24 protein-coding genes are annotated in these 23,359 nt (G+C 72.3%); 8 read left to right on the top strand and 16 right to left on the bottom strand.

Annotated features, from left to right (window positions below):
* Positions 1 to 192 precede the first annotated feature (192 nt).
* Positions 193 to 1,860 carry a histidine kinase N-terminal domain-containing protein gene (locus AB0H37_RS28395; RefSeq protein ID WP_360616331.1) on the bottom strand — a complete coding sequence of 556 codons (1,668 nt, stop codon included), beginning with the start codon at positions 1,858 to 1,860 and terminating at the stop codon, positions 193 to 195.
* A 77-nt stretch (positions 1,861 to 1,937) separates the two neighbouring features.
* On the opposite strand from AB0H37_RS28395, the gene AB0H37_RS28400 reads away from it, so the two are divergent.
* Positions 1,938 to 3,101, top strand: coding sequence for an 8-amino-7-oxononanoate synthase (locus tag AB0H37_RS28400; protein WP_179833135.1), 1,164 nt, complete (start codon positions 1,938 to 1,940; stop codon positions 3,099 to 3,101).
* 36 nt (positions 3,102 to 3,137) lie between these two features.
* Positions 3,138 to 3,941: a GntR family transcriptional regulator gene (locus tag AB0H37_RS28405; protein ID WP_229810485.1), complete on the top strand. Its 804-nt coding sequence runs from the start codon at positions 3,138 to 3,140 to the stop codon at positions 3,939 to 3,941.
* An 18-nt stretch (positions 3,942 to 3,959) separates the two neighbouring features.
* Here the strand turns inward: AB0H37_RS28405 and bioB are convergent, their stop codons facing one another.
* Positions 3,960 to 4,955 (bottom strand): biotin synthase BioB, encoded by a 996-nt coding sequence (gene bioB, locus AB0H37_RS28410; RefSeq protein ID WP_360616332.1) that lies wholly within the window; start codon positions 4,953 to 4,955, stop codon positions 3,960 to 3,962.
* A complete protein-coding gene (bioD, locus tag AB0H37_RS28415) occupies positions 4,952 to 5,683 on the bottom strand; it encodes a dethiobiotin synthase (RefSeq protein ID WP_329094348.1) in 732 nt (243 codons plus the stop codon). The genes bioB and bioD overlap by 4 nt, the downstream gene beginning before the upstream one ends.
* Before the next feature lie 124 nt (positions 5,684 to 5,807).
* On the opposite strand from bioD, the gene AB0H37_RS28420 reads away from it, so the two are divergent.
* Together AB0H37_RS28420 and AB0H37_RS28425 are read left to right on the top strand one after the other, a co-directional pair.
* The gene (locus AB0H37_RS28420; protein ID WP_360616333.1) at positions 5,808 to 6,557 is read left to right on the top strand and encodes a hypothetical protein; all 750 of its coding nucleotides are present in this window, start codon (positions 5,808 to 5,810) and stop codon (positions 6,555 to 6,557) included.
* Positions 6,554 to 7,075: a GNAT family N-acetyltransferase gene (locus AB0H37_RS28425; protein WP_360616334.1), complete on the top strand. Its 522-nt coding sequence runs from the start codon at positions 6,554 to 6,556 to the stop codon at positions 7,073 to 7,075. The genes AB0H37_RS28420 and AB0H37_RS28425 overlap by 4 nt, the downstream gene beginning before the upstream one ends.
* A gap of 146 nt (positions 7,076 to 7,221) precedes the next feature.
* On the opposite strand, the gene AB0H37_RS28430 is transcribed toward AB0H37_RS28425, so the two are convergent.
* From AB0H37_RS28430 to AB0H37_RS28445, 4 genes are all read right to left on the bottom strand, one after another.
* Positions 7,222 to 7,410, bottom strand: a complete 189-nt coding sequence (locus AB0H37_RS28430; protein WP_360616335.1) for a hypothetical protein — start codon at positions 7,408 to 7,410, stop codon at positions 7,222 to 7,224.
* Positions 7,411 to 7,443: 33 nt separating this feature from the next.
* Positions 7,444 to 8,790 (bottom strand): biotin carboxylase N-terminal domain-containing protein, encoded by a 1,347-nt coding sequence (locus AB0H37_RS28435; protein WP_360616336.1) that lies wholly within the window; start codon positions 8,788 to 8,790, stop codon positions 7,444 to 7,446.
* Positions 8,791 to 8,976: 186 nt separating this feature from the next.
* Positions 8,977 to 11,031 (bottom strand): elongation factor G, encoded by a 2,055-nt coding sequence (gene fusA, locus AB0H37_RS28440; protein WP_360616337.1) that lies wholly within the window; start codon positions 11,029 to 11,031, stop codon positions 8,977 to 8,979.
* Positions 11,032 to 11,140: 109 nt separating this feature from the next.
* Positions 11,141 to 11,761, bottom strand: a complete 621-nt coding sequence (locus tag AB0H37_RS28445; protein ID WP_229810486.1) for a GntR family transcriptional regulator — start codon at positions 11,759 to 11,761, stop codon at positions 11,141 to 11,143.
* Positions 11,762 to 11,842: 81 nt separating this feature from the next.
* Here AB0H37_RS28445 and AB0H37_RS28450 point away from each other — a divergent pair, with 81 nt between their 5' ends.
* Both AB0H37_RS28450 and AB0H37_RS28455 read left to right on the top strand, forming a co-directional pair.
* On the top strand, positions 11,843 to 12,646 hold the full coding sequence (locus tag AB0H37_RS28450; protein ID WP_360616338.1) for a DUF1932 domain-containing protein: 804 nt from the start codon (positions 11,843 to 11,845) through the stop codon (positions 12,644 to 12,646).
* Positions 12,647 to 12,724: 78 nt separating this feature from the next.
* Positions 12,725 to 13,420 (top strand): helix-turn-helix domain-containing protein, encoded by a 696-nt coding sequence (locus AB0H37_RS28455; RefSeq protein ID WP_360616339.1) that lies wholly within the window; start codon positions 12,725 to 12,727, stop codon positions 13,418 to 13,420.
* A 19-nt stretch (positions 13,421 to 13,439) separates the two neighbouring features.
* On the opposite strand, the gene AB0H37_RS28460 is transcribed toward AB0H37_RS28455, so the two are convergent.
* From AB0H37_RS28460 to AB0H37_RS28490, 7 genes are all read right to left on the bottom strand, one after another.
* Entirely contained in the window at positions 13,440 to 14,246 is an 807-nt protein-coding gene (locus AB0H37_RS28460) for a VOC family protein (protein WP_360616340.1), read from the bottom strand.
* Between the two features lie 136 nt (positions 14,247 to 14,382).
* A complete protein-coding gene (locus AB0H37_RS28465; RefSeq protein WP_360616341.1) occupies positions 14,383 to 15,189 on the bottom strand; it encodes a VOC family protein in 807 nt (268 codons plus the stop codon).
* 115 nt (positions 15,190 to 15,304) lie between these two features.
* The gene (locus AB0H37_RS28470; protein ID WP_360616342.1) at positions 15,305 to 15,862 is read right to left on the bottom strand and encodes a hypothetical protein; all 558 of its coding nucleotides are present in this window, start codon (positions 15,860 to 15,862) and stop codon (positions 15,305 to 15,307) included.
* Positions 15,863 to 15,893: 31 nt separating this feature from the next.
* Positions 15,894 to 17,147, bottom strand: coding sequence for an alpha/beta hydrolase family protein (locus AB0H37_RS28475; RefSeq protein WP_360616343.1), 1,254 nt, complete (start codon positions 17,145 to 17,147; stop codon positions 15,894 to 15,896).
* A 145-nt stretch (positions 17,148 to 17,292) separates the two neighbouring features.
* On the bottom strand, positions 17,293 to 18,867 hold the full coding sequence (locus tag AB0H37_RS28480) for a BBE domain-containing protein (RefSeq protein WP_360616344.1): 1,575 nt from the start codon (positions 18,865 to 18,867) through the stop codon (positions 17,293 to 17,295).
* 186 nt (positions 18,868 to 19,053) lie between these two features.
* Positions 19,054 to 19,251, bottom strand: coding sequence for a hypothetical protein (locus AB0H37_RS28485; protein ID WP_329094359.1), 198 nt, complete (start codon positions 19,249 to 19,251; stop codon positions 19,054 to 19,056).
* Positions 19,248 to 19,562, bottom strand: a complete 315-nt coding sequence (locus tag AB0H37_RS28490; protein ID WP_360616345.1) for a hypothetical protein — start codon at positions 19,560 to 19,562, stop codon at positions 19,248 to 19,250. The genes AB0H37_RS28485 and AB0H37_RS28490 overlap by 4 nt, the downstream gene beginning before the upstream one ends.
* A 401-nt stretch (positions 19,563 to 19,963) precedes the next feature.
* Between AB0H37_RS28490 and AB0H37_RS28495 the strand changes: the two genes are divergently transcribed.
* Together AB0H37_RS28495 and AB0H37_RS28500 are read left to right on the top strand one after the other, a co-directional pair.
* A complete protein-coding gene (locus tag AB0H37_RS28495) occupies positions 19,964 to 20,761 on the top strand; it encodes a helix-turn-helix transcriptional regulator (RefSeq protein WP_360616346.1) in 798 nt (265 codons plus the stop codon).
* Positions 20,758 to 20,961, top strand: a complete 204-nt coding sequence (locus AB0H37_RS28500) for a DUF397 domain-containing protein (RefSeq protein WP_360616347.1) — start codon at positions 20,758 to 20,760, stop codon at positions 20,959 to 20,961. The genes AB0H37_RS28495 and AB0H37_RS28500 overlap by 4 nt, the downstream gene beginning before the upstream one ends.
* A gap of 114 nt (positions 20,962 to 21,075) precedes the next feature.
* Here AB0H37_RS28500 and AB0H37_RS28505 read toward each other — a convergent pair whose 3' ends face one another.
* Positions 21,076 to 21,960, bottom strand: a complete 885-nt coding sequence (locus AB0H37_RS28505; RefSeq protein WP_329094363.1) for a hypothetical protein — start codon at positions 21,958 to 21,960, stop codon at positions 21,076 to 21,078.
* A gap of 359 nt (positions 21,961 to 22,319) precedes the next feature.
* The gene (locus AB0H37_RS28510) at positions 22,320 to 23,258 is read right to left on the bottom strand and encodes a helix-turn-helix domain-containing protein (protein WP_360616348.1); all 939 of its coding nucleotides are present in this window, start codon (positions 23,256 to 23,258) and stop codon (positions 22,320 to 22,322) included.
* Between the last annotated feature and the right edge of the window lie 101 nt (positions 23,259 to 23,359).

Consider the following 23,359-nt stretch of genomic DNA (forward strand, 5'->3'; position numbering starts at 1 on the left):
ACCGCACCCGGCGGGACCGGCGCCTCGGCCGTCAGAAACCTGAAGGAACCGCGATCGCGTGCGAAGCCGGCTTCGCGCGAAGCAAGAGGCCGATCGCGCAGTGAGCCTCAACGCGAGCCGGAGCGATGCCGGCGATCGCAGCAGTGCCCGGCGATGGAGGGCCGTCAAGGCCCGAAGGAGGAGCGCACTGCGTTAAGGGCGACTGGGGCCGTGGTGGTGGTCCAGGGGGATGTCGACCACTACCTCGGTGCCGCCGCCTTCGCGGGGGCGGAAGTCCAGGTCGCCGCCCAGTTCGCCCACGATGAGGGTGCGGACGATCTGCAGGCCGAGGCTCTCGGTGCTCTCCATGTCGAAGTCGGCGGGCAGGCCGACGCCGTCGTCCGCGATGACGGTGACGAGGCGGCGGCCGGACGGGTGCTCGGGCTCGACGCCCGGGGCGCGGGGCTCGTTCGCACCGGCCGCCTTCCACTCGCCCCAGAACGAAGCGCCGCCCGGATCCTTGGAGACCTCCCCCTCCCCGTAGCGGTGCGCCACGACCTCCAGGGTCCCGAAGCGGTTCGCCAGGCCGTGCTCCAGGGCGTTCTGCAGCAGTTCGGTGAGCGCCATCGCCAGCGGCGTCGCGATCTCGGCGGGCAGGACGCCGAAGCTCCCGGTCCGCTTGGGGGTGACCTTGGTCTCCGGGGTGGACACCTCCCCCGCCATCGTGATCACCCGGTCGGCGATGTCGTCGAAGTCGATCAGCTCGTCCGGGGTGTGCGACAGCGTCTCGTGCACGATCGCGATCGACCCGACGCGCCGGACGGCCTCGTCCAGCGCGGCCCGGCCCTCCGGGATCCGCAGCCGGCGCGCCTGGAGCCGCAGCAGCGCCGCGACCGTCTGCAGGTTGTTCTTCACCCGGTGGTGGATCTCCCGGATGGTGGCGTCCTTGGTCATCAGCTCCCGGTCGCGCCAGCGCAGCTCGGTCACGTCCCGGCACAGCACGACGGCGCCGATCCGCGTCCCGCCGACGACGAGGGGGATCGTGCGCAGCTGCATGATCGACCCGCGTGACTCGACCTCGACCTCGCGCGGCGCGCGGCCCGACAGCACGACGCTCAGCGCCTCCTCCATCGGCTCGCCGGTGTCGCACAGGTCCGCGGTGACCTGCCCGAGCGCCTCGCCGACCAGGTCCGTCGGGTAGCCGAGCCGCCGGTAGGCGGACTGGGCGTTGGGACTGGCGTAGGTGACCTTGCCGGCGCGGTCCAGCCGCATCAGGCCGTCGCCGACGCGCGGCGAGCGGACCATGTTCGGCTCCTCGCCGGGCACCGGGAACCGGCCCTCGGAGATCATCGTGGCGAGGTCGCTGGCGCTCTGCAGGTAGGTCAGCTCCAGCCGGGACGGGGTGCGCGCCGAGCTGAGGTTGGTGCTGCGCTGGATCACTCCGAGGATCTTGGCGCCGCGGCGCACCGGGATGGACTCCTCGCGGACGGGGATGCCGCTGCCCCACTCCGGGTCGCCCTCGCGGACGATCCGGCGCTCCCGCCACGCCACGTCGATCAGCCCGCGGCGGCCCGTCCGGACGACCTTGCCGACGAGGTCCTCCGGGTAGGCGGTCGGCCCGGTCGTCGGCCGCATCTGCGCGATCGCGACCCAGCCGGGGACGGTCGCGCCGGTGTCGAGCACGCCCGGCCTGCTCCGGCCCGCGCGGGACGTCCCGTCGGCGGGCAGCGCGTCCGCCGACCGCAGCGGCACCCAGAGCAGCAGGTCCGCGAACGACAGGTCGGCCAGGAGCTGCCAGTCCGAGACCAGCGCGTGCAGCCACTCCAGATCGGTGTCGGTGAGGTCGGTGTGGTCGCGGACCAGATCGGTCAAGGTAGGCACTCGACCATCATCGCCGATGGTTTTCTGTCCGAGGGCAGGTGGCCCCGCCTCCGGGGCCACCTGGCAGGATGCCCGGCATGACCGCAGTACGAGACCCCCTGGCCAGACTCCGGGACGCGGCCGGGCGGCGCGCCGCCGCCGGGCTGCGCCGGTCGCTGCGCCCCCGGCCCGACGGGCTCACCGATCTGGCGTCCAACGACTACCTCGGGCTCTCCGGCGACCCGCGGCTCGTGGAGGGCGCCGTCGCCGCCGCGCGCGAGTGGGGCACCGGCTCGACCGGTTCGCGCCTCGTCACCGGGACGACGGAGCTGCACGCCGAGCTGGACCGGCGGCTCGCCGCGTTCACCGGCAGCGCCGCCGGCCTGGTGTTCTCCTCCGGTTTCCTCGCCAACCTCGGCGCCGTCACCGCGCTCGCCGGGCCTGACACGCTCGTGGTGTCCGACCAGGTCAACCACGCCTCCATCGTGGACGCGTGCCGGCTGTCGCGGTCCCGCGTCGTGATCGTCCCGCATCGGGACGCCGCCGCCGCGGAGCGGGCCCTCGCCGAGCGCGAGGAGGACCACGCCGTCGTCGTCACCGACGCGGTGTTCTCCGTCGACGGCGACCTGGCGCCGCTGGGCGCGCTGCACGCCGCCGTCCGGGCGCACGGGGCGCTGCTGCTGGTCGACGAGGCGCACGCGCTCGGCGTCGTCGGCGACGGGGGCCGGGGCGCGGCGCACGCCGCCGGCCTCGCGGGCGAGCCCGACGTGGTCCTCACCCTCACGCTGTCGAAGTCCCTGGCGTCGCAGGGCGGGGCGGTCCTCGGGGCCCCCGAGGTGATCGACGCCCTGGTCGACACGGGGCGGTCGTTCATCTTCGACACCGGGCTGAACCCGCCCGCCGCGGGCGCCGCCCTCGCCGCGCTGGACGTGCTCGGGTCCGACCCCGGGCTGCCCGGCAGGGCCCGCGAGCGGGCCCTGGCGATCTCAAACCTGGCGGCCGGTTCCGGCCTGGAAACGGCCCCGCCCGCGGCGGCCGTGGTCCCCGTGTTCCTGGGCGAGCCGCAGGCCGCGGTGCGGGCCGCCGAGATCTGCGCTGAGCACGGTCTCCGCGTCGGCTGCTTCCGTCCGCCGTCGGTTCCCAAGGGCCGGGCCTGCCTGCGCCTCACCGCACGCGCCACGCTGGACGAGTCCGACCTCACACGATTGCGGGCGGCCCTGGCGGAAATCGCCTCCTCTACCGGCCGTAGTCTTCACCCATAACATCGGGGAAACCGGTGATGAACGTGAGGAGATGCCGTGACGGAGGTCAGAGGCGGGCCCCGGCACGGGGGCGGGTTCGAGCACGGCTTCGACCGGGTCTCGCTCGGCGACATCGGTAAGCGCCACCCGAACCAGGCGCCCCGGATCCCCAAGTACTACAAGCTGAAGGAACTGCTGGTCGAGCTGATCCAGTCGCTTCCCGCGGGCAGCCCGCTGCCGCCCGAGCGGACCCTCGCGGAGAAGTACGAGACGTCCCGCACCACCGTCCGGCAGGCCCTCGCCGAGCTGGTCGTGGAGGGGCGCCTCCAGCGCATCCAGGGCAAGGGCACCTTCGTCGCCAAGCCGAAGGTCGCCCAGGAACTCCAGCTCGTCAGCTACACCGAGGACATGCGGCACCACGGGCTGCGCCCCGAGACCCGCATCCTGGAGGCCGGCTACGTCAGCGCCGACGAGCGCCTCGCCAATCTCCTGTGCATCCGCCCCGGCGGCCGGGTGCTGCGGATCCACCGCCTCCGGCTGGCCGACGGCGAGCCGATGTCGATCGACACCTCGCACCTCCCGGCCCGCCGCTTCCCCGGCCTGCGCCGCGAGCTGCCGCGCCACCACTCCCTGTACGAGACGCTCGCGACCGCCTACGACGTCCACCTCACCGAGGCCGAGGAGACGATCGAGACCGTCCTCGCCACCCCGCACGACGCCCAGCTCCTGGGCGTGGACGTCGGCCTGCCGATGCTGCTGCTGTCCCGCCACGCCTTCGACACGACGGGCCAGCCGGTCGAGTGGGCCCAGTCCCTGTACCGGGGCGACCGCTACAAGTTCATCACCCGGCTGAGCCGCTGACCCGCCGCGCGGCGGGTCTCAGAGCGTCCGGCCGAGGGCCTTGATCGGCATCTGCAGCTCGGTGAGCAGTTCCAGGTCCTGCCGCGCCGGACGGCCGAGGGTGGTGAGGTAGTTGCCGACGATCACCGCGTTGATGCCGCCGAGCATGCCCTCGCGGGTGCCGAGGTCGCCGAGGGTGAGCTCGCGGCCGCCGGCGTAGCGCAGGATGGTGCGGGGCAGGGCGAGCCGGAACGCGGCGATCGTCTTCAGCGCCTCGGTGCCCTCGACCAGCGGGTAGTCGGCGAACGGGGTGCCGGGGCGCGGCGCGAGGAAGTTCAGCGGGACCTCGTCGGGCTCCAGTTCCGCGAGCTGCCCGGCGAACTCGGCGCGCTGCTCGACGCTCTCGCCCATGCCGACGATGCCGCCGCAGCACACCTCCATGCCGGCGTCCTTGACCATGCGGAGGGTGTCCCAGCGCTCCTCCCACGCGTGCGTGGTGACCACGTTCGGGAAGTGGGAGCGGGCCGTCTCCAGGTTGTGGTTGTAGCGGTGGACGCCCATCGCTGCCAGCTCGTCCACCTGCGCCTGGGTGAGCATGCCGAGCGAGCACGCGATGTTGATCTCGACGGCGTCGTTGATGGCCTTGACGCCCTCGCGGACCTGCGACATCAGGCGCTCGTCCGGTCCCCGCACGGCGGCGACGATGCAGAACTCGGTGGCGCCGGTCGCGGCGGTCTCCTTCGCCGCCTCGACCAGCTCGGGGATGTTCAGCCACACCGACCGGACGGGCGACTCGAACTTGCCGGACTGCGAGCAGAAGTGGCAGTCCTCCGGGCAGCCGCCGGTCTTCAGCGACACGATCCCCTCGACCTCGACCTCCGGCCCGCACCACCGCATCCGGACGTCGTGGGCGAGCGCGAGCAGGTCCTGGAGCCGGTCGTCCGGCAGGTTCAGCACCTCCAGCACCTGCCCCTGCGACAGGCCCTCGCCCTCGTCCAGGACCTGGCGGCGCGCGATGTCGAGAATGTCCGTCACGTGTTCTCCTTGTCGAGGCCGAAGGCGGCGCGGAAGGCGGCGGCGTCGAATCCGCCGCCGAGGGAGGGGGCCAGGCCGCGGTGCGCGGCCACGAGGAACTCCGCCGGGTCCAGGGCCCCGGCGCCGGCGGGCAGCGCGCCCGACAGCGGGCGGGCCGCGATGGTCTCCAGGTCGCGGATGTTGCTGCGCATGGCGAGGTCGGGGGCGTCCGGCCACGCGCCGATCACCACCCCGGCGAGCTGCACCCCGCGGTGCGCCATCGCCTCCAGGGTGAGCGCGGTGTGGTTGAGCGTGCCGAGGTCCGGACGGGCCACCACCACGACGGCGGCGCCGAGCCAGCGCGCGAGGTCGGCGATCGTGCCGCCCTCCTCGTCGTAGCGGACGAGGAGCCCGCCCGCCCCCTCGACCAGCACCAGCCGCCGCCCGGACGCCAGGTCCCCGACGCGCTCGGCGACGTCCGGCAACCGGACGGGCGGCATCCCCGCGTGGCGGGCCGCCGCGGCCGGGGACAGGGGGTCGGGGAACCGCGCGTACTCGTGCACGTCGTCGATCCCGGCGAGCCTGCGGACCTCGTCGAGGTCGCCCGGCTCCCCGCCGCCGACCCCGGTCTGACCGGGTTTGACGACGGCGACCGACGCGCCGCGCGCGGCGGCGACCGCGGCCAGCGCCGCGGTGACGACGGTCTTCCCCACACCCGTGCAGGTCCCGGTCACAACGAGCACACTCACAGATCGGCACACTAGCGCGGGCCCGGAACCGGCCCGTCGCCGGGTGTTCCCGGAATCGGCGGAACCGGGGCGCGGCACCGAGCGTCCAACCGTCATGGCCGGTCCGTACACACGCTCCCACCGGGTGCCGGCACTCGCCTGCGCCGTCCTGGCCGCCTGCGCCGGGTCGGCCGCCTGCGGCGACGGCTCCGGCACCGCCGGGCCCTCCGCCCCCGCCTCCACCACGGCCTCGTCCCCCGTCACCGACACCCCCGCGGGCGAGGAGCTCGTCCTGCGGTGGCGCAGGACCGGCGGCATCGCCGGTCTCGGCGGCCCCGGAAGCCTTCCCGACTTCTCCCTCTACTCCACGGGCCGCGCGGTGGCCTCGGCCCAGGGCGGGCCGACCGAGTACCGCCTGAGGCCCGAAGCCCTGCGGCGCCTCCTGGACGAGGCCCGCGCGGCCGGCTTCGCCCGCTCCCACACGGTCGGGCCCGGCGGCGTCGCGGACGCGATCACGATCGTGGTCGCCATGGACGGCGCGACGACCCGGATCGTCCAGCCCGAGGCGCAGGCGGGCCCGGAGGGACGCTTCCTCAAGCGCCTCGCCCCGGCCGCCTGGCCCGCGTCCGACCTCGCCGGGAAGCCCGGACCTTACAAGCCGCGGAAGACCGCCGTGCTCGCCGGGCCGCCCACGGGAAGCGCCTCCGTCAGGACGTGGCCGCTGGAGCCGCTCGGCAAGGGCGTCCAGGTGGCCGGTGCGGTCTGCACGGTGGCCCCGGCCGGGAAGGTCCCCGCCGCGAGCCCGGATACCGCGTGGCGCAGCGGCGGCCAGACCTACTCCGTCCGCCTGCGCCCCCTCCTCCCCGCCGAGTCCTCCTGCCAGGACGTCAAGTGATCGTGCGGACGGCACGCCCGGACGAGTACGACCTCGTCGGCGAACTGACCGTGGAGGTCTACGTGCACGGCGGCCTGGTCAGCCCGCAGTCCTCGTACGTGCACAAGCTGCGCGACGCAGCCGACCGGGCCGCGAAGGCCGTGCTGCTCGTCGCCGAGGACGCCGGGCAGATCGCCGGTGCCGTCGCGTACTGCCCGCCCGGCACCCCCTACGCGGAACTGGCCGGACCGGACGAGGCCGAGTTCCGCATGCTCGCCGTCCTGGAGAGCGCCCGGGGCAAGGGCGCGGGCCGCGCCATGGTGCGCGCCTGCGTCGAACGGGCCCGCGCGGCCGGCCTGTCCGGCCTGCGCCTGTCGACGCAGCGCAACATGGAGTCCGCCCAGCGCATGTACGAGAAGATGGGCTTCGTCCGCACCCCCGACCACGACTGGTCCCCGGCCCCCGGCTTCACCCTCATCACCTACGCCCTGTCGTTCCGGGACGCGGCCTCAGGATCGCCCGCGCAGGAGACGACCTGATCTGGGTGCTCGACCGTGCCCGGGGTGCGACTGACGGAGCCCGACCACCTGGTCGAGAGCCCGGGGCACGCTCGGCGGCTGGTGGCCGCCATCGACCGTTCGGAGCGCGGAGGCGGCGTCGGGCGGCCTCTCGCCGGGTGAGTCCGCTACGGGGCTTGGTCCGCGGGTTCCAGGGGGCCGTGTTGGGAGCATTCGGCCGTCCAGGCGGTGGGGGTCACCTGGACGATCAGGCGGCGGCGGCAGTGGGGGCAGTAGCGGGGCGGTTCCATCCGGCGGGCGGTCCGGCAGGGGGTGTGGTCGCCCTCGGCGGGCTCGCCGCAGCGGTCGCAGTACACGGCGTCACTCTACGACGGGCGCGGGGGCGGTGCTCAGGGGGCCTGGGGGCCGCGCATGCGCGCGACCAGCCCGGTGTCGTAGGTTCCGGTGGCGAACTCCGGGCGGTCGAGTAGTTCGCGCAGGAAGGGCAGGTTCGTCGGCGGGCCCTCGATGTGGAACGCCTCCAGCGCGGCGCGGGCGCGGGCCAGGGCGTGGGCGCGGTCGTCGCCGTGGACGCACAGCTTGGCCAGCAGCGGGTCGTAGTGGCGGGTGACGGTGGTGCCCTCGGCGTAGCCCGCGTCGATGCGGATGCCGTCGCCGACGGGCTCCTCCCACACCGTGATCTCGCCCGTGCCGGGCAGGAAGCGCCGCGGGTCCTCGGCCTGGACGCGGAACTCGATGGCGTGCCCGCGCGGGGCGGCGCCGGTGAACGAGACCGGTTCGCCGGCGGCGATGCGGAACTGCTGCTCGACGAGGTCGATGCCGGTGACCATCTCGGTGACCGGGTGCTCGATCTGGAGGCGGGTGTCCATCTCCAGGAAGGAGAACTCCTGGGCGGCGGGGTCGACCAGGCACTCGACGGTGCCGGCGCCGCGGTAGCCGACGGCCTCGCCCGCGCGGACGGCGGCGGCCAGCATCCGCTCGCGCAGCGCCGGGGTGATGCCGGGGGATGGGGACTCCTCCACGACCTTCTGGTACCGGCGCTGGACGGAGCAGTCGCGCTCGCCCAGCGCGACCACGGTGCCGTCGGCCAGGCCGAGGATCTGCACCTCGACGTGCCGGGCGCCCTCGACGTACCGTTCCAGCAGGATGTCGCCCCGGCCGAAGACCTGTTCGGCGGCGGCGCGGGCCTCCTCGAACGCCTTGCGCAGCGACGCCTCGTCGTGGACCGCGGCCAGGCCGATGCCACCGCCGCCCGCGGCGGGCTTCACCATGACGGGATAGCCGATGCGCTCGGCTTCCTCGACCGCCGTCGCCGCGTCGGGCACGGGCTCCCAGACCCCGGGGGCGACGGGGACGCCCGCCTCCTTCATCAGGTTCCGGGCGTTGATCTTGTCGCCCATCCGGGCGATGGCGAGCGGCGGCGGGCCGACCCAGACCAGGCCGCGGTCGGCGACCTGCCGGGCGAACGAGGCGCTCTCGGCGAGGAACCCGTGGCCGGGATGGACGGCCTGCGCGTTGGTCCGGTGCGCGGCCTCCAGGATCGCGGCGGCGTTGAGGTAGCTGCCGGACGGCTCGGCGGGCCCGATCAGGACGGCCTCGTCCGCCTCGGCGACGAAGGGCAGGCCCTCGTCGGCCGCGGAGTACACCGCGATCGTCTTGAGCCCCATCGCGCGGGCGGTGTGCACGATCCGCCCGGCGATCTCGCCGCGGTTGGCCACGAGCACCGACTCGAACACCTGGGGGCTCCTCCTCGCGGACCGGCGGGACCCGGCGTCCCGCCCCGGCAGAGACTAGTGGGCCGGTGGCTCCGCGACCGACGATTCCCGTGTCCGCACCCCGTACACCCCGTGTGGCGCAGGTCTCGGCGCGGTCTGGCCGGCGCGTGAGGAAAGGGGCCCGGCGAGAGCCGGGCCCCCTTCACATCAGCCCGAGACGAGGGTCCGGGCTACCGCGTCCGGGACCTCCGCGTAGGACGCGAACCGCATGGTGAACACCCCGCGGCCCGACGTCATGCCGCGCAGGTGCCCGACGTAGCCGAACATCTCCGACAGCGGGACGAGGGCGTGCACGACCCGGGCGCCCGCGCGCTCGTCGGTCCCCTCGATCCGGCCGCGGCGGGCGTTGAGGTCGCCGATCACCGCGCCCAGATGCTCCTCGGGGGCGGTGACCTCGACGGTCATCACCGGTTCGAGCAGCACGGGGGACGCGCGCCGCACCGCCTCCCCGAACGCCAGCGAACCGGCGATCTTGAAGGCGAGCTCGGACGAGTCGACGGGGTGGAAGTCGCCGTCCAGCAGCGTGACCCGCACGCCCGTCATCTCGTGCCCGGCGAGGACGCCGAAGCGCATCGCCTCCTGGCAGCCCGCGTCCACCGAGGGGATGAACTCCTTCGGGATCCGTCCGCCGGTGACCCGGTTGACGAACTCGTACCCGTCCTCGACGGGCTCGACGGCGATCTGCACCTTCGCGTACTGGCCCTTGCCTCCCGTCTGCTTGCGGTGGGTGAGGTCGACCCGGTCCACGGCCGAGCGGATCGTCTCGCGGTAGGCCACGCGCGGGCGGCCGACGGCCGCCTCGACGTGGAACTCCTCCCGCATGCGGTCGATGAGGATCTCCAGATGGAGTTCGCCCATGCCGCCGATGACGGTCTGCCCTTCCTCGTCGTGGACCTGGAACGACGGATCCTCCTCCGAGAGCCGCTGGATCGCGGCGCCCAGCTTCTCCCGGTCGGCCTTGGAGCGCGGCTCGATCGCGACCTCGATGACCGGCGCCGGGAAGTCCATGGACTCCAGGACCACCGGGCGCGCGTCGTCGCAGAGCGTCTCGCCGGTGGTGGTCTGCTTGAGCCCCATCACCGCGACGATGTCGCCCGCGCCCGCCGACGCGATCTCCTCGCGCGTGTCGGCGTGCATGCGGTAGATCTTGCCGATCCGCTCCTTGCGCGCCTTGACGCTGTTGAGCACGCTCGCGCCCGCCACCAGCCGCCCGGTGTAGATCCGGACGAAGGTGAGCCGCCCCAGGTGCCGGTCACTCACGATCTTGAACGCGAGCGCGGAGAGCGGGGTCCGCTCCAGGGCGTCCCCGATCTCCGGCGGCGCGACGTCGAGCGGCGACGGCAGGTACCGCACCACCGCGTCCAGCAGGGGCTCGACGCCCTTGTTGCGGAACGCGCTGCCGCACAGCACCGGGGCGATCTCGGAGGCGACCGTGAGCCGGCGGATCGCCGCGTGCAGCTGCTCCGGCGACGGCTCCGCACCGCCCACGTACAGCTCCATGACCTCCTCGTCGCGCTCGGCGACCGTCTCGACGAGCCTGCCGCGCCATCGGCGGACGTCCTCGGCCATGCCGGACGGGACGTCCACGACGGCGTGCCGGTCGTCCGGCCAGACGTGCGCCCGCCCGGAGACGAGGTCGACCACGCCCGCGAACCCGGACTCGGCGCCGATCGGCAGCTGCACGACCAGCGGGACGGCGCCGAGCCGCTCGCGGATCATGTCGACGCAGCGCTGGAAGTCGGCGCCGGCGCGGTCGAGCTTGTTGACGAAGCAGATGCGCGGCACGCCGTAGCGGTCGGCCTGGCGCCACACCGTCTCCGACTGCGGCTCGACGCCCGCCACGCCGTCGAACACGGCCACGGCGCCGTCGAGGACGCGCAGGCACCGTTCGACCTCGATCGTGAAGTCGACGTGGCCCGGCGTGTCGATCAGGTTGATCGTGTGCTCGGCGCCGGCCGCGCCGCGGGCGTCCTCGACGCTCCAGCGGCAGGTCGTCGCCGCGGAGGTGATGGTGATGCCCCGGTCGCGCTCCTGCTTGGTGTAGTCCAGCGCGGTGTTGCCGTCGTGCACCTCGCCGATCCGGTGCGACACACCGGTGTAGAAGAGGATCCGCTCGGCGGTCGTCGTCTTGCCGGCGTCGATGTGCGCCATGATCCCGATGTTGCGAACCTTGGTCAGAGCAAGGGCTGTGGTTGTTGTCATCGGGAATCCTCCTGGTTCTCTCTGATGACGACCGCCGCCGGACAAGATCGTGTCGCGCGGCAGGCCGACCGTAACGGCCGGAGGAGGGCCGGCGCGAAGGGTTTTCCGGCTAGGAGGCGATCTCGCCGAGGGCCTCGATGACGCTGCGCAGGTGCGCGCGGGCGGCCTGCTCGGCGGCGGCCGGGTCGTGGGCGGCGATCGCGTCGATGATGGCGAGGTGCTGCGGGAGGGACTTCTGGGGGCGGCCCGGGTGCATGGCCAGCTTGAACTGGTGCCGGACGCCCTGGGCGCGCAGGCGTTCGAGGACGCCCGAGGCCGTCCGCTGCCCGCTGATCTCGCGGACGCGGCGGTGGAGGCGCTCGTTCAGCCGGGAGTAGCCGAGCACGTCGCCGGACGCCACGGCGGCGCGCATCTCCTCGCCGATCGCCCGCAGCTCGGAGACCTCGGCGGGGGCGGCGCGCTCGGCGGCCTTCGCCGCGCACAGCCCCTCGATCACCATCCGGACCTCGGAGATCTCGACGGCCTCCGCCAGGGAGACGGCGCGCACGCGGGCGCCCCGGTTCTGGACGCGCTCGACCAGGCCCTCGCCCGCGAGTACGGCGAGCGCCGCGCGGACGCCGGCGCGGCTCGCCGCGAACTGCTCCGACAGGTCGGCCTCGACCAGCCGCTGGTTCGGCACGAACTCGCCGCCGAGGATCGCCTCGCGGATCGCGGCCGTCACGTCGCTCACGGGGGTCTCCGGGATTGTCGCCAATTTTGTCGCGATCTAGGGTAGCGGTTCGCGGGACCGTCCCGCCGCGGAGGAGGACGCATGACGGTGATCGCCGTACTGGGGCTCGGTGAGGCGGGCGGCGCGATCGCGCGCGACCTCGTGGCGGCGGGGGCGGTGGTGCGCGGCCACGACCCGGCCGTCGCGGCGTCCGGCGGAATCGTCCAGGCCGGGAGCGAGGCCGACGCCGCCGCCGGGGCCGATCTGGTGCTGAGCGTCAACAGCGCGCACGACGCGGTCGCTGCGCTCAGGGCGGGCGCCGGCGCCGCCCGGGACGCCGTCTGGGCCGACCTGAACACCGGGTCGCCCGGGTTGAAGCGGGAACTGGACGCGCTCGCGCGGCGGGTCGGCGTCCGGTTCGCCGATGTGGCGATCATGGCGCCGGTGCCGGGACGCGGGCTCCGCACGCCGATGCTGGCCTGCGCGGAGGGCGCCGGGGACGTCGCCGCGCTCCTCACCCCCCTCGGCGCCGGGATCGAGGTGCTGGACGCGGAGGCGGGCGCGGCGGCCGGGCGCAAGCTGCTGCGCAGCGTGTTCTTCAAGGGGCTGGCCGGGTCGGTCGTCGAGGCGCTTGAGGCGGCGCGGGCGGCCGGCTGCGAGGACTGGCTGCGCGAGAACATCGTCGCGGAGCTGGCGGCGGCCGGGGAGCACACCGTGGACCGGCTCGTCGCCGGGACGTACCGGCACGCCGCCCGCCGCGCCGCCGAGATGGAGGCCGCGGCGGCCATGCTGGAGGAGCTGGACGTCCCCCCGGCGATGGCCGCCGCGAGCCGCGACCTGCTGAGGCGGCTGTCCGGCCGACCGCCCGCGGGCGGCTCGGGGGCGGCGCCGATACGGGCCCGGTGAGCGAGACCACAGCGGGGTGATGCGTGACACAACACCGGTTTGCGGGAAAATGCCGTCCGGACGGACGGAGGGAGCCACGTGGCGGGCAGGCGCGCGACACCGACCGGCAGGTACGGCGGCCGGTCCGCGGCCGAGCGGCGGGCCGAGCGGCGCCGCCGGTTCCTCGACGCCGGGCTGGAGATGTTCGGCCGCGGCCCCGGCTACCGCGCGACCACGGTCGCGGCGCTCAGCGAGGCGGCCGGGCTGTCCACCCGCCAGTTCTACGAGGAGTTCAGCACGCTGGAGGACCTCCTCGCCGAGCTGCACCTGGAGGTCAACGACGCGGCGGAGCGGGACGTCGTGGCCGCGCTGCCGTCCGTCGCGGGCCTCGGGCTCGCCGAGCGCACGGCCCACCTGTTCCGCGCCTACGCCGCCAGCATCACCGCCGACCGGGCCCGCATCCGGATCGCGTTCGTCGAGATCATCGGCGTCAGCCCCCGGCTGGACCGCCAGCGCCTCACCCGCCGCGCCCGCTGGGTCGGTTTCATCTGCGCCGAGGCCGCCGCCGCGGCCGAGCGCGGTGAGATCACCGACCGCGACTACCGGATCGCCGCGACCGCGTTCATCGGCAGCATCAACGGCCTCCTGCACGACTGGACCGCCGGATGGGTCGAGGCCACCCTCGACGAGGTCATCGACGAGCTGGTCCTGATGCTCCTCGGCCGCCTGCACTCCCAGGACGCCCTGCCCGCGCCCGGACCGGCCTCCCCAGGGCCCGGACCCCTCGGCCGCTGACCCCACGGCCAGCAGGTCGTCAGGGGCGGGCGCGCTCGGCCAGGACGTCCGTCGTGGGGGTGACCAGGCCCAGGCGGGCGCCGGTCGGGTCGGTGACGATGGCGAACCGGCAGGGCTTGATGTCGGTCGGCGGGATGCGGACGCGGCCGCCGAGGTCGGCGGCGCGGGCCGCGGAGGCGTCGCAGTCGGAGACCCAGAAGAACGGGGTCCAGTGCGGGGGATGGCCGGGCGGCCAGAGCTCGCCCATGGAGACCATCCCGGCCACCGCCCAGTCCCCGACCTTCCAGTGGGTGTAGACGGTGTCGTAGTAGTCGCGGTCGACGGCCCTCCAGCCGAAGACCTGCCCGTAGAAGCGGCGGGCGCGCTCGATGTCGCGGGAGGCCAGTTCCACCCAGAGCATCGCGGACGGCTCGTCGACGACGCCCGCGCCCTTGAGGTTGTAGGGGTACCAGAGCGCAAAGTCGGCGCCATCGGGGTCGGAGCACAGGGCCATCCGTCCGAGGTCGGCGACATCGGTGGGCTCCATCGTCTCCAGGCCCCCCGCGTCGCGCACGGCGGCGAGCGTGGCCGGGATGTCGTCGGTCCGGAAGTAGCACGTCCAGGAGGCCGTCCCGGAGTCGTCGGCGAGCGCCTGCATCCCGGCGACCTCGGGGCCCTGGACGCCGCCCAGGGTGAAGATCTCGTACTCGCCGAGGTCGCCCACGGTCAGCGTGTAGGAGTACCAGCCGAACAGGGCGCGGTAGAACCGCCCGGACCCCTCCGGATCCGGGCTCGCGAGCTCGGCCCACGACGGATGACCGGGGGCGAACGCGGTCACCTCGGGCATGGGTCACCTCCGGCATCGCCGCACCCCTGTGGCGCGCACGCCTCCAGGCTAGGGACGCCCGCGCAATCCCCGCTGACGCAAATCCCCAAGATCACCCCAATGTTCGCGTCTTCGCACGGCGAGCGGCGGGCCGCGGTCATCCGTGCGGACGGATGGTGAGGCGCGAACCGGCGGCGGGGGTGAGGACCGCCAGGCGCGCCCCGCACGGATCGGTCATGACGGTGATGCGGCCGGGCTTGATATCGGTCGGCGGGATATGGATCACCGCCCCCAACTCGGCCGCCCGCGCGGCGATGGCGTCGCAGTCGGAGACCCAGAAGTAGGGGATCCAGTGGGGCTCGAACTGGGCCGGCCACCACTCCCCCAGCGGCACCATGCCCGCCACGGACCACTCGCCGACCTTCCAGTTGGTGTAGCCGGGCGTGAAGTAGGAGCGGTCGACGGCCGTCCAGCCGAAGACCTCCCCGTAGAAGCGGCGGGCGCCCTCGGGGTCACGGGAGGCCAGTTCCATCCAGCACATCGCGGACGGCTCGTCCATGACGCCCGCGCCCTCGAAGTCGTGGGGGGTCCACAGGGCGAAGTCGGCGCCCTCGGGGTCGGCGCAGTGGGCCATCCGCCCGAGGTTGGCGAGGTCGGTGGGCTCGCTCAGCTCGTGCCCGCCCATGGCGCGCACGGTGTCGAGCGTGGCGGGGATGTCGTCGGTCCGGAAGTAGCACGTCCAGGTCGGCTCCATCGAGTCGTCCGCGAGCGGCTGCATGCCGGCGACCTCCGGCCCCTGGACGCCGCCCAGGGTGAAGATCGAGTAGTCGTCGAGGTCGCCGGCCAGCGTGTAGACGTACCAGCCGAACAGCTCGCAGTAGAACCGCTTGGATGCGTGGACGTCCGGACTGGCCAGTTCGGCCCAGGTGGGATATCCGGGGGCGTACACGGTCACCTCGGGCATCGCCGTCCTTTCAGAGCTCAGATCTCCCCACGCTAAGGACGGGTCCGTCATCTCCAGGGACACAGAACGCCAAGATCACCCCAATATCGGAGGGGTTGTCGGGTTTTGGACCGTTTCAGATGCTCTCGACGGTCTGGAGGAGTCCCCAGACGAAGTGCGCGACGAAGGCGGTGCCGTCCGGGCCCGTGAGCGTGGCGTGCCAGCGGCTCGGGACCTCGCCGTCCTGGTGCGCGACCGCGCCGAAGCGCGCGTCCAGGTCGCCGACGACGCAGGACCAGGGGGCGAGGTCGTCCACGGTCTCCAGCGGCGGGACGGGCACGCCGTCGTCCCGGACGAGCCACTCCTGCATGACCGTGCCGTCCGGGCCCATCATGATCTCGAAGCGCAGGCCGGGCCACAGGGTGAGGGGCGGCCACCACGCCACCTCGCAGGCGACGTCGCCGATCGCGCGTTCCCCGACCGCGGCGGGCGGGCCGAGGACCGTCTCGTAGCGGCGGCGGCCGCGCGGGAACGTCCGGGACCGCAGGATGCGCTGCCACCGGGCGTTGACCTCGCGCATCTCCGTCCGCGACGCGCCGAGCGACCGGATCGCGTCCTCGACGAGGCCCGGCTGGTAGTCGGCCATACGCCGCAGCAGCACGAGCTGGAACTCCCGCCGGGCGAACCCCTTCACCGTGCCGCTCCCCGGGCCGCCGGGCCGCCGGTCAGGACTTGCGGGCGCCGATGGACCTGGCGATGATCGGCCAGCTGCGCGCCAGCTCGATGCGCCAGTACTTCCAGTTGTGCATGCCGGGCCCGTACAGATGGGAGGTGACCGGCACGCCCGCCTTCCGCGCGGCGGCGACGAAGTTCTCGTTCATCGTGCCGGCCAGCTGCTCGCCGATCCGCCCCGCGTCGTGGGGCGGGGTGTCGGCCTTGTCGTGCGGGCCGGGCTGCCCGTTGCCGGACGAGACGTAGACGCCGACGCCCTTCAGCTTGGACACCATGACGGTCGCGTCGTGCGCCCGCCAGTTCGCCCGCGCGGTGATCGGGTCGCCCCAGATGGCGGTGCCGGCGTCCCTGTTCATGGACGTCAGGATGATCGGCATTCCGGGCGCGGTGATGTTGAGGGCGCCGCTGTAGGAGGCGGCGTACTTGAACATGCGGTGCCGCTCGGCGTAGGTGATGGCGCCCTGGCCACCGGACGACAGGCCGATCGCGGCGCGCATCGACCCGGCGTGGAAGTTGCGCTCCATCAGCGGGATGACCTCGCCGATGTGGAACGTCTCCCACTCGGGGATGCCGCCCTTACCGCCGTTGAACCAGTTGGTGTAGGACCCGTTCCAGCCGCCCTCGGGCATCACGACCATCGCGTCGTAGGCACCGATGACGTGCTCGATGTCGGAGTCCTTGGTCCAGGACAGGTAGTTGTTGTTGCCGCCGTGGTAGGCGTACACGACGGGCCACGACTTGGTGGCGCCGGCCTTCCAGCCCTTGGGGACCATCACGCGGGCCTTCACGGCGGCGCCCAGCGCCGGCGAGGCGATCGTGACGTCGAAGATCCGCGAGCTGATCTTCTTGACGCCCGTGATGGCGGCGCCGTCGGGGGCCTTGGCGTACTTGCCCGACCCGGCACCGGACGGCATCTGCGGCTTCTTGCCGCGGTTGGCGGTGTTGCTGTCGGGGTCGGTGGGGCTCGGCGACCCTCCGCCGGTGCGGAACGGGTTGCTGTTCAGCGGAACGCTGGGCAGCTTCGCCGCTCCCGGCGACTTCGTCGGGGAGGCGGACGCGCCGCCGGGGACCGACGGCTGCGTCGCGGGGCCGAAGGAGGGGATCGGCTTGGAGTTCCCGCTGGCCTCCGACTTGCCCTTCGGGATTCCCACGCCGGCCTGCGCGAGGCCGACCATGACGGTGGGCAGCAGCACGGCCGCCGCCGCGGTGCCCGCGATGGCGATCTTCCTGTCGGTACGCTTCTTCATGACTCCCCAGCCGCTCGGACCACGCCCGGCCCGACGCTCCGCTCGCCCGACGAAACTACTGTCCCCGCCGTCACAGCCGCAAGTATTGGCAGCGAATGCAATAAAGGCGAGATGATCCGTGACGCTGCGCTACGGGCCCGTGCCGCTACTCCGGCTCCCCGGGGCGGACGGACTGGGCGTGCCGGAACACGTTTCCCGGATCCCAGTGCCGTTTGACCTCCTGGAGTTTCGCGTAGGCGTCCTTGTAGTAGAGGGTCTCCCACGTCTGGGACGACTCGTTCCAGCGCCCGTCGTTCAGATCCGCGTCGGGATAGCCGATGTAGCAGCCGTCCGTGGTCTCGCCGTCCGCGACGGGGACGCCGCCGGTCGCGGCGAACGTCGCCTTGTAGATGTCGCGGATCCACGCGATGTGCGTGTCCTCGTAGACGTCATTTTGCGTCCAGTACACCTGGTATTGCAGTTTCATAATGGAATCGCGCTGCCGCGCCGCCGTCTTGTGCAGCGGCCTGTTGACGGCGCTGCCGTACGAGTCGACCTGGATGAGCGCCTGCTTGTTCACATAGTCGGCGTACTTCTCGTTGCCGAGATAGGCCCACATCGCGTCGATCTGGCGCCCGGTGAACGGTCTGCGCAGGTAGGCCGACTTGTACTTTCCGCAGCGGTTCTCGCCGCTGGCGTTCAGCGCCTGCGTGGCGGTCAGCCACGGCATCACGCGCGGGATCTCCAGGTGCACGAAGTGCTCGCCCATCATCGTGCGCATCGGCCTCGCCGCCGGCCCGATGCGCCCGTCCAGGGCCACGATGAAGTCGGTCATCGCCCTCGCCCCGTCGGGGTCGTCGACGTCCACCTGGGCCAGCAGCCCGATCTGGCCGTTGCTGACGTGGTTGAGCTTCAGCATCGCGAAGAGCTTGCCGGCCGCCGTGGACGGGTCCTGGTGGTCGCGGAAGTACTCCCCGAACGCCCCCAGCAGGGCGGCGAACTCGTCCTTGGTGAAGTCCTTCCAGTCCCACGCGAGCGCCGTCAGCAGCACCTGTTTCGGCGGCTGCGGGAGTCCCCGGAACCAGAACCGGGTGATCACGCCGAAGTTCCCGCCGCCTCCCCCGGTGTGGGCCCACAGCAGGTCGCGGAGCCGCCGGTCGCCGTCGTCGCGCCGGGCCACCACCAGCTCGACGTTCTGGTGCTCGTCCGCCACCGCCACCTCCACCGCGTAGAGGTAGTCGACGGTGAGGCCGTGCTGCCGCGACAGCAGCCCGAACCCGCCCGCCGGGATGTGCCCGCCGAGCCCGACCGAGTAGCACGACCCGCCGGGCAGCGCCTTGCCGCTGACCGGGTACAGGTGGCTGTAGACGTGCCAGTTCGTCGCCCCGGCCTCCACGCAGTACGCCTGCATCCCGGCGTCGTAGAACACCCCGCACATCGGGCTCACGTCGAGGATGACCCGCACGTCGGAGCCGCAGACGAAGTCCTCGTAGCAGTGCCCTCCGGCCTTCACCGCGATCCGCGTCCGCCGCGGGTCCACCGGCCGTTCGCGCACCGCCTCGGCGAGCGCCGCCCGCGCCTCCTCCGGCGACCGCACCAGCCGCACGTACTCCGGCTCTCCGATCCACCGCTGGTTGAACCCGCGGCTGAGCGCCGGATACCGCTTGTCACCGGGCCGGACGATCGTGCTGGGCAGCCCGGGCGGGGCGGTCGTGCCGGACAGGGTCGGGATCTCGCTCATCGGGGCATCGCCTCCACGCACCTCGGATAAGGGATGCGGGAACCCCTTCCCCACTATGTCACTAGGTAGTCGATCAGTAACGAACAGTTAGCATCTTGGTGAGGTTTTCGCGCGGTGGGCCCCACGCGACCACAAGTCGCACCTGGGCGCGGTGAAAGGAGACCGCGCGGGTGCGGCGCCCGGGACTCACCGGTTCGCCATCTCCAGGAGTCTCTGGCGGAGGACGTGGCCGTCGGTGGCCCGGATGAAGACGTCGTCGCCCCGGACCGCCATCCAGATGGGACGGTCCGGGTCGGCGACGATGCCGAACGCCGGGAACTCCCGCCGCAGCGCGGCGAGGAAGGCGGCCGTCTCGGCCCGCCGGAGTCGGTCCTCGGCCCTCATCCGGGCGCTCCCAGATAGCCCTTGATCATCACCAGGGCGTCGGTGATGCGCTCGGCCTCGGCGATGGGCTGCCGCCAGGACGTGAAGTACCAGTAGCGGCCCTCGTCCTCCTCGCGCGGCCGGCAGGTGATCGTGTCGCCGGACACTCCCCTCGCCCCGCAGCGGCTTCGCGCACTGGGCGTCATGTTGCGGACGACCAGTCCGCCCGCCACGTGGTGGATCGTGAACCCGTGCGCCCTGAGGTGCATCCCCAGGACTTGCAGACGCACGTACGACTCGACGGCCGGGGACCCGTGCTCTGGAACACTCACGGCCGCCCCCTCAGGAACTCCGCGAGCGCGATTCGTTCCAACAGGCGCGTCTGCGCGTCGCAGAGCAACCACAGTTCGTCCCTGTCCCGCGCTTGGACCTCCCCCAGGCACCCGTTAAGGACCTGATAGGGGCTCAGCGTGGCGCCCCGCCGAGCGATCAGCCCGTCCCCCGAGAATTCGCCGAACCAATCAGACATTAGGGGCATTCGCCCCGTCGCCAAGCCTTTCGATTCCGACGACCTGGACATCTCGAAACCTCCCGCCCGCTGCCGCGTCGAAAACACTTGCGACCAGTCTCACGGGGAAGGTAAAAGTGCGGTAGTGACCTCGCAGCACCCCCGCTCAAGTCCCACCGAGATCAACTCAACCCGACTCTCCGATTAACCCCCCGGAGGCTTCTCATGAGCGACAATCGAGCGCGCATCTTCTTCGGCAGCGAACTCCGTCGTATGCGCGAGCAGGGCGGACTCACCGGCAAGCAACTAGCGGACGCGCTGGGCTGCACCCCGCAGTGGATCAGCACCATGGAGAGCGGACGCAAGGTCTCCGAGCAGAGCGCCCACGACCTCGACACCTACTTCAAGACCGACGGGATTTTCCATCGTTTGTGGAAGCTCGCCAGTGAGATCGAGATTGACCCCGTTCTCCCTCCTGGCTTCGCCGAGTACAGCACACGCGAGAAGAGAGCCGACTCGATCCACGTCTACAATGCGCTCCTCATCAGCGGACTCTTCCAGACCGAGGACTACGCTCGCTCCGTGTTCCGCGACGTCGACCAGGCCGCGGCGGATAATTTTATCTGTAAACGAATGGAACGACGGGAGATCCTCTTCAAGGAGAACGCGCCCCGGGTCTGGCTTACTCTCGACGAGAGCGCACTGCACCGTGTGATCGGCGACCGGGAGATTACGCGAAACCAGTTGACTTATCTCCTTGAGTGCGGCCGTCGGCCGAACATCTTGCTGAACATCGTTCCATGGAACGCGGGCTACCATGCCGGACTCGCAGGAAGCTTCACAATCCTCGGATTCAACGATGGCACGAACATCGCCTACACCGAGTCGGCAGGTGAAGGGATGCTCTTCGAGAATCCTGTGCGGGTGACGAGCTATGTCGTACGGTACGAGTTACTGAAGGCTTATGCGCTACCAGTAGAGGAGTCGCGAGCCTTGATATCCAGAGTGCTGGAGAGCCTATGAGTGACAACACGTGCGTCCGGTGGCGCAAGAGCAGCCGTAGCGCTCATGAGGGCGGTGAGTGCGTCGAGGTGGCGGACCTGTCGCCGGTGGTGGGGGTGCGGGATTCCAAGGATGTGGAGGGGCCGAAGCTGACCTTCGGCGTCGCCGCGTGGTCGGCCTTCACTCGCTCGGTCAAGGCAGGCGAGCACGACCTGGCCTGATCGACCTCGGGGTTCGGGCAGCTGACGGGCGCGGCGGAGGTGCAACGGCGGAAAGGGGGCCCCTTTCCGCCGTTGCGGATGAGCGGCGTCGTCAGTTGCCGCTGAGCGGCGTCGTCAGTCGCCGCTGTGTTGCGTCCTGGCGTGGAGCACGTCGCCGGAAGGCTCCTTGAGAGAGGAGACTCCGAAGACGGCACCCGCGACCAGGAGGATGGCGACCCACCCTGGGAAGAAGGTGAGCCGCTGGTCGGAGGCGAGCCACCCCAGCGCGGCGCCGGCCATCGCCACCATGGCGTGGACCGGCGTCGAGAGCGACTGCATGACACCCACGTCGAGCTCCGAGATACGGCGGAGCGCGGCGTTGGTCAGAAGGACCGGCAGCATCAGTGCGAGCAGACCTGCCAGCCCGGCCGCGGAGAACAGGTCCCAGGAGACCCAGTCACCGCCCCGCAGCAGGAACACCGCCCCGAAGAGAAGCGGTGCCGACAGCAGGTTGGCGATCGCGGCGCCCTGGTCCTCCAGTCCGTGTTTCTTCATCTTCCCCAGCACGGTGATCGTGTTCCAGACGCACCCTGCGCTGACGAGAGCGCACAGCAGCCCCACGATCTCGCCCTCCAGGGGCCAGTTGAGCATGACGATCCCGCCCAGCACGAGCACGCGCCCGCACAGGTGCTTGAATCCCCACGCGGTGGCCCTCAGGCGCCAGATCCTCCTGAAGCCCACCGAAAGGTAGCCGAGTACCACGACGGCGGCGACGGTGCCCAGGTTCAGGCGCCGCGCTGCGAACGGGTACACGACCGCGACGACCGCGTTTCCTCCGGCCAGGCGGCCGATCAGAGCCCACATGGGGCGCTGGTAGCGCCTGAACGGATTCCGGCCGACAATCAGCATCAGCGCGCAGAGAGCGATGGCACCGGCCGCTTGCATCGGTGCCGCCACCTCCAACGCCGAATAACTTGTGGTGAAGGCGTAGCCGATGCCTGCCGACAGCAGGCTGGCCACGATGAGTCCTCTACCGGCGAGCCGCTGGTAGAGGACGGGTGAAAGGGACATGGTCCTGCCTCTAGGTTGTGAGGGGCCGAGCGCTCCGCGAGCGCCAAGCCACCGGTTCCGCGAACCGGTGGCGAGTGCTCTGGGAGCGATCGACCACCGGTTCCGCGAACCGGCAAGAGGGACCGTGCGGGAGAACGCGGATTTATCAACTACACCGGTCGATAAACTAGGAAATGGGTGACCGGCGGCGAAGCGGCCATGACCTCACGATGGGCGACCCACGTCACGTTCCAGGATGCGGCCGCGGAGCCGGGCCCGTCAGCCGGACCCCGATGCGCCCCCGGCGCTCGGCCACGGATCGAGCCTGCTCAGCGGTCCCGGTGGTGGGTGTAGAGGGCGCCGGCCTGGAAGCGGGTGCGGGCGCCGAGGCGGTCGCAGAGGTCGCGGACGCGGCGCTGGACGGTGCGGGTGCTGATGGAGAGGCGGCGCGCGATGGCGTCGTCGGTGAGGCCCGCGGCCAGGAGGGCGAGGACGGCGTCGTCCGGGGCGTCCTCGCCGGGGAGCGGGACGGCCGAGCGCCACAGGGCCTCGAAGAGGGAGACCAGCGCGTCCAGCAGGGCGGACGGGTGGACGATCAGGGAGCTGTCGACCGAGCTGGCGTGCTGTGAGGTGAGCGGCAGCATCGCGGTGCGGCGGTCGGCGACGGCGAGTTTGATGGGGACGGCGCCGAGGCGGGCCTGCTCGCCCGAGGCGACGGCGCGGCGGACGTGGTCCAGGGCGTGCGGCTCGTCCAGCGCCTCGGGGCCGTAGATGCCGCGCACCGTGATGCCGCGGCGCATGGTGCGTTCCTGCTCGTCGCTGGAGACGGCGGCGTCGGTCGCGAACGGCGGCTGGACGAGGACGAGCAGCTCGTCGCGGGCGCCGTTGAGGAGTTGCAGGTAGCGGCGGGACACGGCCGTCCGGCCGCTGACGACCTCGACGAGCTCCTCCGGGTGCGGGGCGGCCTCGGCCAGGAGCGGGCCGATGGCGGCGCGGCTGCGGGCGATCTCCTCCTGGCGGCTGGCGACGAGGGCCTCCACCGCGACGTGGGGCGGGGTGGCGAGGAGGCGCAGCGGGCGCCCGGCCAGGCGGGTCACGAGCCCGAGGTCCTCAAGGCGCGGCAGGAGGCGGCGCAGGGCCGCGACGGACGCGCCGTGGCGGGCGGCGAGGTCGGCGAGGGTGGACGGGCCCTCCCGCAGCAGGGCGCGGTACGCCGCCTCCTCGGCGGCGGTCACCCCGAGTCCCTCCAGGAGCGGCGAATCGGACACGTCCTAAACCTACGGGTTCCCGGTCCGTTTGTCGGGTTCCCGCCATGGCGGAAGTCGCCAGCGCCTTCCCTGGATCGGCCGCGGCGGCGGCCCGACAATCA

The sequence above is a fragment of the Actinomadura sp. NPDC023710 genome (assembly GCF_040639875.1).
GTDB classification, from domain to species: domain Bacteria; phylum Actinomycetota; class Actinomycetes; order Streptosporangiales; family Streptosporangiaceae; genus Spirillospora; species Spirillospora citrea.